Genomic DNA, 8,610 nt, shown 5'->3' on the forward strand with positions numbered 1-8,610 from the left:
CGCCTCGGCCCGCAACCACGACGAGGTGGAGGCAGACGCATGATGAGGATCCGTCGTCGCGGCGCGAGCGCCGCGGTGGCCGGCGGGCTCGGGCTGGCGCTCGCGCTCACGGCTTGTTCCGGCGACTCCGGCGACTCCGGTGACGGGGGCACCAGCGGCGGCGGCGACACCGGCGCCGCGAACGAGATCGACTGCTCCGTGTTCGACGACTTCGGCGACCTGGACGGCACGACCGTCTCGGTCTACACGTCGATCGTCGAGCCCGAGCAGCAGACGCAGGAGGACTCCTACGACCCGTTCGAGGAGTGCACCGGCGTCACCGTGGAGTACGAGGGCTCGCGCGAGTTCGAGGCGCAGCTGCTCGTCCGCATCCAGGCCGGCAACGCGCCCGACATCGCGTACCTGCCGCAGCCCGGCCTGCTCAACACGATCGTCACCGACTTCCCCGACGCGATCGTCCCGGCGCCGGACGCCACGGTCGCGAACGTGGACGAGTTCTTCAGCGAGTCCTGGAAGGAGTACGGCACGGTCGACGGCACGTTCTACGCGGCCCCGCTGGGCTCCAACGTGAAGTCGTACGTCTGGTACTCGCCCTCGATGTTCGAGGACGCCGGCTACGAGGTCCCGGAGACCTGGGACGACCTGATCGCCCTCTCCGACCAGATCGTCGACGACGGCGGCATGCCGTGGTGCGCCGGCGTGGAGTCCGGCGACGCCACCGGCTGGCCGGGCACCGACTGGATCGAGGACGTGGTGCTCCGCACCGCGGGCCCGGACGTGTACGACCAGTGGTACACGCACGAGATCCCGTTCAACGACCCCCAGATCATCGACGCCTGGGACACGGTCGGCGACATCCTCAAGAACGACCAGTACGTGAACGCCGGCCTGGGCGGCGTCGACTCGATCGCCACCACGCCGTGGACGGACGCGGGCTTCCCGATCCTCGACGGCACGTGCTGGCTGCACCGGGCGGCGAACTTCTACCAGACGCAGTGGCCCGAGGGCACCGAGGTCGCGCCGGACGGCGACGTCTACGCGTTCTACCTGCCCACCAACCAGACCGACATCAAGCCGGTCCTGGGCGGCGGCGAGTTCGTGGCGGCGTTCGACGACCGTCCCGAGGTGCAGGCCTTCCAGACCTACCTGTCGAGCGCGGACTGGGCCAACACCAAGGCCAAGACGACCCCGATGGGCGGCTGGGTCAGCGCCAACAACGGCCTGGACCCGGACAACCTGGCCACCGAGTTCGACAAGCTGTCGGCCGAGATCCTCGCCGACCCGAACTCCGTGATCCGGTTCGACGCGTCCGACCTGATGCCGGGCGAGGTCGGCGCCGGCACCTTCTGGACCGCGATCGTCAACTGGCTGACCGGCACCTCCACGGAGGACGCCGCGAAGTCCGTCGAGGACTCCTGGCCCGCCGGATCCTGACGGGTCGGGCATCGATCGACTGATCGGCTGACGGCCCGCCCGGCGGGGCGCGGGGGCACCACCCCCCGTCCCGCCGGGCGGGCCCGTCCGGTTCGGAGGCGTACATGAGCTGGTTGACGAGCGCGAGCTCGGTGGGCGAGAAGTTCGCCCTGATGTTCCTGGCGGTCGCGTTGTTCGTGGTCGTCATGGGCGCGATCCTGTTCCTGGTGGACCGGCCCAAGCGGGTCCCCCGGTGGGTCGTCGCCGCGGCGTTCGCGGGACCCGCGCTGCTGCTGCTGGCGTGGGGCCTCGTGCGGCCCGCGGTCCTGACCCTGTGGAACTCGTTCTTCGACAAGCGGGGCAACGAGTTCATCGGCGTGGACAACTACACCCGGGTGCTCACGGGCGGGCAGTTCCAGAGCGTGCTGACCAACACCGCGATCTGGGTGATCCTGGTGCCGATCGCGTCGACGCTGATCGGCCTGGTCTACGCCGTGCTGGTCGACCGCACGCGGTTCGAGAAGCTCGCCAAGGCCCTGGTGTTCATCCCGATGGCGATCTCGATGGTCGGCGCGTCGATCATCTGGAAGTTCGTCTACGAGTTCAAGCCGGACCAGCCCGGCGTGAAGCAGACCGGCCTGCTCAACCAGGTGCTGGTCTGGGTCGGCCTGGAGCCGCAGCAGTTCCTCATCAACTCCCCGTGGAACACCGTGTTCCTCATCGTGGTGATGGTGTGGATCCAGACCGGTTTCGCGATGACCGTGCTGTCGGCGGCCATCAAGGCCATCCCGGACGACATCGTCGAGGCCGCGCGCCTCGACGGGCTCGGCGGGATGCGGATGTTCCGCTACATCACCGTGCCGTCCATCCGGCCGGCGCTGGTGGTCGTGCTCACCACGATCGCGATCGGCACGCTCAAGGTGTTCGACATCGTCCGCACCATGACCGGCGGGCAGTTCAACACGCAGGTCATCGCGAACGAGTTCTACACGCAGGCGTTCCGGCAGAACAACCAGGGGCTCAGCGCCGCGCTCGCGGTGATCCTGTTCATCCTGGTCGTGCCGATCGTCGTCTACAACGTGCGGCAGCTGCGCAAGTCGGAGGAGATCCGATGACCACCACCCCGCTCCCCCCGACCGGGCCGTTCGCCGAGGCGTTCGAGGAGACCGCCGACGCCGGCGGCGAGCCGGGACGCCAGCGCCGGCTGAGCCGCCTCGAGCGGCGGGCGATCGCCACCAAGGGCCGGCTGTCCTCCCCGTGGGCGTCCTTCGCGGCGATCCTCATCGCGATCCTGTGGACGATCCCGTCGGTCGGCCTGCTGGTCACGTCGTTCCGGCCCGAGCTCGACATCCGCCGCTCCGGCTGGTGGACCGTGTTCGGCGGGCTGTTCAACGGCGAGGCCGAGTTCACGCTCGACAACTACGACCAGGCGCTGTTCGGCTCCGGCGCCAACCTGGCGACGTACTTCGTCAACTCGTTCGTCATCACGATCCCCGCGGTGATCATCCCGATCACGATCGCCCTGCTCGCGGCGTACGCGTTCGCGTGGATCGACTTCAAGGGCCGCAACATCCTGTTCGTCGCGGTGTTCGCGCTGCAGATCGTCCCGCTGCAGGTGGCGCTCGTGCCGCTGCTGCGCGACTACGTGAGCGCGGGCGTCGCCGGGTCGTTCTGGACGGTCTGGCTGTCGCACTCGATCTTCGGCCTGCCGCTGGCGATCTTCCTGCTGCACAACTTCATGAAGGACATCCCCTCGTCCCTCGTGGAGGCGGCCCGCGTCGACGGCGCGGGGCACGTGAAGATCTTCTTCCGGGTGCTGCTGCCGCTGCTGGTCCCGGCCATCGCGGCGTTCGGCATCTTCCAGTTCCTCTGGGTCTGGAACGACCTGCTGGTCGGCCTGACGTTCGCGTCGCCGAACTCCCGGCCGCTGACCGTGGCGGTCGCCGAGATGGCGGGCAGCCGCGGCGGCGACTGGCACGTGCTGACCGCCGGGGCGTTCATCTCCATGGTGGTGCCGCTCATCGTGTTCATCTCGCTGCAGCGGTACTTCGTGCGCGGCCTCCTGGCGGGCTCCGTCAAGGGCTGACCCCCGGGCACGCACCCCGCGAGTGGAGCGTTCTGCCCGACACGCACCGGCGTGTCCGGCAGAACGCTCCACTGCCGTGCGGGCCCGTAGAGTGCGTGGGCGATGAGCGGACGAGCAGGCGGCGTGGTGGGGCGGGTGCCGGCGCCGGCGCTGTTCGCCGTCTCCGGCCTCGCGCAGTACGGCGGCGCCGCGCTCGCGGTCGCGCTGTTCGCCGTGATCCCGTCGCCGACCGTCGCCTGGCTCCGGATCGCCGTCGCCGCGCTGGTGCTGCTGGCCTGGCGCCGCCCCTGGCGCGCGCGGTGGACCCCGGCCGACCTCGGCGCGGCCGCGGCGTTCGGCGTGGTGCTCGCCGCGATGAACGTCTCCTTCTACGTCGCCATCGACGTGCTGCCGCTCGGCACCGCCGTGGCGATCGAGTTCCTCGGGCCCGTCGCCGTCGCCGCGGTCACCGGCCGGACCTGGCGGGAGCGGCTCGGCATCGTGGTCGCCGCGCTCGGGGTCGTGCTGCTCGCCGGGGTCGAGCTCAGCTGCGGCGGCGAGGACTCGGTGCGCGGGCTGGTCGCCATCGGCATCGCCGCGGCGTGCTGGGCGGGGTACATCCTGCTCGGGCGCCGGGTGGCCCACGGGACGCGGCGGCCTGCGGGCGACGCCGGCGCGGCCGACCCGGACGGCGCGCGTCCCGCACCCGACGGCATCGCCTCGCTCGCGGTCGGCATGACCGCCGGGGCCCTCGTCGGTGCGCCCTTCCTCGCCGCGCCGGCCGCGCCCGTGCTGACCGACGTCGGCCTGGCGCTCGCCGTCGTCGGCATCGCGGTGCTGTCCTCGGTCGTCCCGTACGCGATCGAGCAGGTCGTGCTCCGCCGGGTCACCGCGGCGACGTTCGCCGTGCTGCTGGCGATGCTGCCCGCGACCGCCGCGGTGGTCGGCGCCGTCGCGCTGCGGCAATGGCCGCACGGCTGGGAGGTGGTCGGGCTGCTGTGCGTGTCGGTGGCGATCGTGCTGACCGCGACGCGCCGTGCACCGGGGGAGACCGCGGAGCCGGCCCCGGCCGAGCGGCAGGCCTAGAGGTACTGCCCGGGCCCCTGGTCCGCCGTCGGCGCCCCCGGGACGCCGCCCGGGCTGACCGGACCTGCCGGCCCGTGCCCGCCCGGCAGCGCCCGCCGCATCTGCGTCAGCTGCGCCTGGGCCGCCATCTGCTGCGCCACCAGCGCGGTCTGGATGCCGTGGAACAGGCCCTCGAGCCAGCCGACCAGCTGGGCCTGCGCGATCCGCAGCTCGGCGTCGCTCGGCGTCTGCTCGTCGGCGAACGGCAGCGTGATCCGGTGCAGCTCGTCGATCAGCTCGGGGGAGAGCCCGTCCTCGAGCTCGCGGAGCGATCGCTCGTGCACCTCGGCGAGCCGGGCGCGGGCCGCCTCGTCGAGCGGGGCGCTGCGCACCTCGTCGAGCAGCTGCTTGATCATCGTGCCGATCCGCATGACCTTCGCGGGCTGGCCGACGGAGGCGGCGGGCTCCTCGGCCGCGTCCGCCTGGCCCTCGGCACCCGTGGCCGCGCGGTCCTCGGCGTCCTGGTCGCCGGGGTCGTCGGAGCCGCCGCCGAGCACGACGACGCGGGGGCGCTGCGGGCCGGTGCTGGAGTCGCTCATGCGCGCCATCCTCTCGCGCGCGGGCGCGGACGGCACCCCTGCGGGGCGGTCGGGAGCCGCGCGCCCGTCACGGGACCAGCAGCACCTTGCCGAACACCTCGCCCGAGTCCAGGAGCCGGTGCGCGTCGGCGGCGCGGTCGAGGGGGAGCCGCGCGTGCACCACCGGGCGCAGCCGGCCGTCGGACAGCATCGGCCACGCCCGCGCCCGCACGTCCGCGACGATCCGTTCCTTCTCCGCGAGCGGGCGGGCGCGCAGGGTGGTGCCGATGACGCTGCCGCGCCGGGCCATGAGGAGGCCCAGGTCCAGCTCGCCCCGCGACCCGCGCTGGGTGCCGATGACGACGAGCCGGCCGCCGGTGGCCAGCGCCGCCAGGTTCGTCGCGAGCCCGCCCGCGCCCAGGACGTCGAGGACCACGTCCGCGCCGTGCCCGTCCGTCGCCGCGCGCACCGCCTCGGCGACGTCCTGCGTGCGGTGGTCGACGACGGTGCGGGCGCCCAGCTCCCTGCACCGCTCCGCCCGCTCCGCCCCGCCGGCGGTCGCGACGACGTGGGCGCCGAGCGCGGCGCCCAGCTGCACGGCGACCGATCCGACGCCCCCGGAGCCGCCCTGGACCAGCAGCACGTCGCCGGCCGCGAGCCGCCCCGCGTCGACGACGTTCGTCCACGAGGTGAGCAGCGCCTCCGGCAGCCCGGCGGCGTCCACGAGGTCGACGCCGTCCGGCACGGGCAGCAGCAGGCCCGCCGGCACGGTCACGGCCGTCGCGTAGCCGCCGCCGGGCAGCAGCGCCGCGACCCGGGCGCCGAGCGGCCACACGGCGGCGTCGACTCCGGGGCCGTGACCTGCGACGACGCCCGAGACTTCGAGGCCCGGCCAGTCGGGCGCACCGGGCGGCGGCGGGTACCTGCCCTCGCGCTGCAGCAGGTCCGCCCGGTTCACGCCGGCGGCCGCCACGCGCACCAGCACCTCGCCGGGACCGGGCTCCGGGTCGGGCCGCTCGACCACCTGCAGCTGCTCCGGTCCGCCCGGGCTCTTGACCTGCACCACGTCCATCGTGCGAGCCTACGCACCGTGTCGTCGCAGGACACGGGTGGATGAATCCTGCCGATGCGCTCATGTGGCGGCCCGGTGGCGCCGATGAGGTTCGGACGGGGGCCCTCCACGGGTGCCTTGACCTGGGCGTGCCCGCACGGCCAGGTGGGACGCGAGGATCGGGAGGCAGGTCGACATGCTGCGCAGGCTCGGCATCCGCACCAAGGTGCTGGCGGTCCTCGCGCTGCCCGTGCTCGTCCTGCTGCTGACCGCGGCCTACATCACCACCCAGTCGGTGGGCGAGGCGCGCACCGCCGCCACCGTGCGTGACGTCGTGACGGTCATGCCGCTCTACGCCCGCGCGGCCGAGGCCCTGCAGCAGGAGCGCACGCTCTCGGTGCAGCAGGTCACCGACGCGGACCTCGGCGGCAACCTCAGCGCGGCCCGGTCCGCGACGGACGACGCGGTCGCGGCGCTCGGCACCGCGCTGCGCGACATCGACCTGTCGACCCTGGACGCCCGCGTGGCCGACTCCGTCCAGAAGGCGACCGACCAGCACACGCGCCTCGTGGAGATCCGCGACCGCGTCGACGCCGACTCCATCCCGGGCACGCTGGTCGACAGCAACTACACCGACATCGTGTCGGCCGACAACGACGTGCCCGTCGTCGTCTCCGAGACCCTGTCGGAGCGGACCCTGGCGAGCCGCATGTCCGCGTACGGCGCCATCGCCGACACGATCGAGCAGGTGCTCCGCGCCCAGCCGCTCGCGACGAGCGTGCTGAACGCCGACGGCGCGAACTCCTCCGACGTCCGGGAGCTCGCGGCCCTGTTCGCGGTCCAGGACCAGGCCCGGTCCGACGCCCGTGAGCGAACCAACAGCCTCCGCCTGCAGGGCATCCAGCTCAGCTCGCGGGACGCCGACCTCACGGCCATGCAGCTGTCGATGGTCTCCGGCAACGAGCTCACCGTCTCCGCGCTGGACCCCACCCGGTGGAACAGCCTCGTGAACGCGGAGCTCGCCTCGCTGCGCCCCGTGGGCACCGAGCTGCTCGAGTCCGCGACCGAGCGCGCCGACGTGGTGGCCGGCCAGGCGCAGGAGCGCGCGGTCCTCACCGGTGGCATCGCCGCGGCCGCCGCCGTGCTGTCGATCCTCATCGCGCTCGTCGTCTCCCGCGGGATCGTCGTCCCGATGCGCCGTCTGACCGCGGCCGCCGGCACGGTCCGCGAGACGCTGCCCCGCCTGGTCGAGCAGGTGGCCGTGCCGGGCGAGACCCCGGACCTCACCCTGGCGAACATCCCGGTCGAGTCCCAGGACGAGGTCGGCCGGCTGGCCCAGGCGTTCAACGACGTCAACTCGACGACGATCCAGGTCGCCCGCGAGCAGGCCGCCCTCCGTGGGTCCATCGCGGAGATGTTCGTCAACGTCGCCCGCCGCGACCAGGTGCTGCTCGGCCGCCAGCTGTCGTTCATCGACACGCTCGAGCGCTCCGAGGAGGACCCGGCGGTCCTCGCGAACCTGTTCCGCCTGGACCACCTCGCCACGCGTATGCGCCGCAACGCCGAGTCGCTGCTCGTGCTCGCGGGCATCGACTCGGGCCGCCGCCTCCGCGAGGCCATGCCGCTGTCCGACGTGGTCCGCACCGCTTCGTCCGAGATCGAGCAGTACGACCGCGTCCAGCTCGAGCTCGACGCCGACCCGCTGATGCACGGCTTCAACGCCCTGGGCGCCGCGCACCTGCTCGCCGAGCTGCTGGAGAACGCGACGTTGTTCTCCGAGCCGGGCACCCCCGTGGTCGTGCAGACCGGCGTCGAGGGTGACCACGTCGTGGTCCGCATCGTCGACCAGGGCCTGGGCATGTCGCCCGACGAGATCGCGGCCGCGAACGCCACGATCTCCTCGACGTCGCCCACCGAGGCCCTGGGCGCGCAGCGCCTCGGCCTGTTCGTGGTGGCGCGCCTGTCCCAGCGGCTCGGCGCCGAGGTCTTCCTCAAGCGCGCCAAGGGCGAGCTGTCCGGCACGGCTGCGGTCGTCCGGTTCCCGGTCGCGCTGTTCACCGCCAACGACCCGGCGCTCGCCGGGCCCGCCGCCGGCCGCGCCTCCGGCCCGTCCACGGGGTCGCTGCCGACCGTCGAGGCGCCCGTCGCCGTCCCGGTCGACCTGGCCGCCCTCACCGACGGCGCGACCCAGACGGGCCTGCCGCGCCGCCGCGCCGCCGGCGAGGCGACCCCGGCCGCCGCGCCCGCCGCGCGTTCGGACGTCCCGGCGGAGCAGGACGTGGTCCTGCCGGCCCCGGCCGAGGCCACGCTGGCCCCCGAGGTCGCGGCCGAGGCCGGCGGCTGGACCCCGCTGGTCGCACCCGCCCCCGGCGAGCCGGCCCCGCTGCCCTCGCGCGCCGGCCTGCCGTCCCGCGGCGCCCTGCCGTCGCGCACCCCCG

Annotated in this window: 7 protein-coding genes; 5 read left to right on the forward strand and 2 right to left on the reverse strand. The window is 73.5% G+C overall.

The genetic code is table 11. The features are described from left to right. Positions 1-39 precede the first annotated feature (39 nt). The 4 genes from KVT14_RS10095 (at position 40) to KVT14_RS10110 (ending at position 4,564) form a co-directional block, all read left to right on the forward strand. Positions 40-1,434: an ABC transporter substrate-binding protein gene (locus tag KVT14_RS10095; RefSeq protein WP_217615538.1), complete on the forward strand. Its 1,395-nt coding sequence runs from the start codon at positions 40-42 to the stop codon at positions 1,432-1,434. Between the two features lie 104 nt (positions 1,435-1,538). After that, positions 1,539-2,528, forward strand: coding sequence for a carbohydrate ABC transporter permease (locus KVT14_RS10100; RefSeq protein WP_217615539.1), 990 nt, complete (start codon positions 1,539-1,541; stop codon positions 2,526-2,528). Then, positions 2,525-3,499 (forward strand): carbohydrate ABC transporter permease, encoded by a 975-nt coding sequence (locus KVT14_RS10105; RefSeq protein ID WP_217615540.1) that lies wholly within the window; start codon positions 2,525-2,527, stop codon positions 3,497-3,499. The genes KVT14_RS10100 and KVT14_RS10105 overlap by 4 nt, the downstream gene beginning before the upstream one ends. A gap of 135 nt (positions 3,500-3,634) precedes the next feature. Further along, positions 3,635-4,564: a DMT family transporter gene (locus KVT14_RS10110; protein WP_217615551.1), complete on the forward strand. Its 930-nt coding sequence runs from the start codon at positions 3,635-3,637 to the stop codon at positions 4,562-4,564. Here the strand turns inward: KVT14_RS10110 and KVT14_RS10115 are convergent. Both KVT14_RS10115 and KVT14_RS10120 read right to left on the reverse strand, forming a co-directional pair. Next, on the reverse strand, positions 4,561-5,142 hold the full coding sequence (locus KVT14_RS10115) for a bacterial proteasome activator family protein (protein WP_217615541.1): 582 nt from the start codon (positions 5,140-5,142) through the stop codon (positions 4,561-4,563). The genes KVT14_RS10110 and KVT14_RS10115 overlap by 4 nt on opposite strands. 67 nt (positions 5,143-5,209) lie before the next feature. Beyond that, on the reverse strand, positions 5,210-6,193 hold the full coding sequence (locus KVT14_RS10120) for an NAD(P)H-quinone oxidoreductase (RefSeq protein ID WP_217615542.1): 984 nt from the start codon (positions 6,191-6,193) through the stop codon (positions 5,210-5,212). 175 nt (positions 6,194-6,368) lie between these two features. Between KVT14_RS10120 and KVT14_RS10125 the strand changes: the two genes are divergently transcribed. Further along, positions 6,369-8,610, forward strand: a 2,242-nt coding sequence (locus KVT14_RS10125; protein ID WP_217615543.1) for a sensor histidine kinase, incomplete at its 3' end; no start/stop codon positions are given.

Source organism: Cellulomonas sp. GbtcB1 (assembly GCF_019091725.1).
Classification (GTDB): Bacteria; Actinomycetota; Actinomycetes; order Actinomycetales; family Cellulomonadaceae; genus Cellulomonas.